This window comes from Bradyrhizobium sp. UFLA06-24 (assembly GCF_054967145.1).
In genome coordinates, this window is record NZ_JADFUE010000218.1 from 1 (window position 1) to 588 (window position 588).

At 60.7% G+C, this 588-nt stretch carries 2 protein-coding genes; one reads left to right on the top strand and one right to left on the bottom strand.

The window, feature by feature from the left end:
- The first annotated feature begins 25 nt into the window (after positions 1–25).
- The gene (locus IF809_RS38720; RefSeq protein ID WP_462840102.1) at positions 26–142 is read left to right on the top strand and encodes an AMP-binding enzyme; all 117 of its coding nucleotides are present in this window, start codon (positions 26–28) and stop codon (positions 140–142) included.
- A 39-nt stretch (positions 143–181) separates the two neighbouring features.
- Here the strand turns inward: IF809_RS38720 and IF809_RS38725 are convergent.
- Positions 182–588: Glu/Leu/Phe/Val family dehydrogenase (locus IF809_RS38725; protein ID WP_462840101.1), on the bottom strand; the 407-nt coding region annotated here is incomplete at its 5' end.

A 588-nucleotide genomic window follows, 5' to 3' on the forward strand; every position in this document is an offset into this window, starting at 1 on the left:
GGAGGAGCCCATCGAGGGGGACACGGTGATCGCCTGGAGCAGGGGGAGGCTGGCGGCGTTCAAATATCCGCGTATCGTCGAGTTTGTGGAACGCTTGCCGATGACCAGCACCGGTAAGGTGTTGAAACGCTGTTTGCGCTGAGGAGAATCCGGCCTGCCGGGGCAGGCCGGGATACGGGCATCAACCTGGGTAGATGCCGCGCTCTTTACGTGCGGTCAGGATGCGCTCACAAGCCACGATGTAAGCCGCGGTGCGCAGGCTGCACTCTTTCTCTGCGGCCTTGTTCCAGACGTGGACCATCGCGTCGGTCATGATCTTGTCCATACGCTCGTTGATCTCGGACTCGCTCCAGAAGTAGCTCGCCATGTCCTGAACCCACTCGAAGTAACTGACCGTTACGCCGCCGGCGTTACAGATAACGTCCGGAACCACGGTGATGTTACGGGAGCGCAGAATGTCGTCCGCTTCTGGGAAGGTTGGGCCGTTAGCCCCTTCCAGCACCAGCTTGGCGCTGAGGATTTCGGCGCGTTGACGGGTGATCTGGCCTTCCAGCGCCGCTGGGATCAGAATGTCCATGTCAACCGACC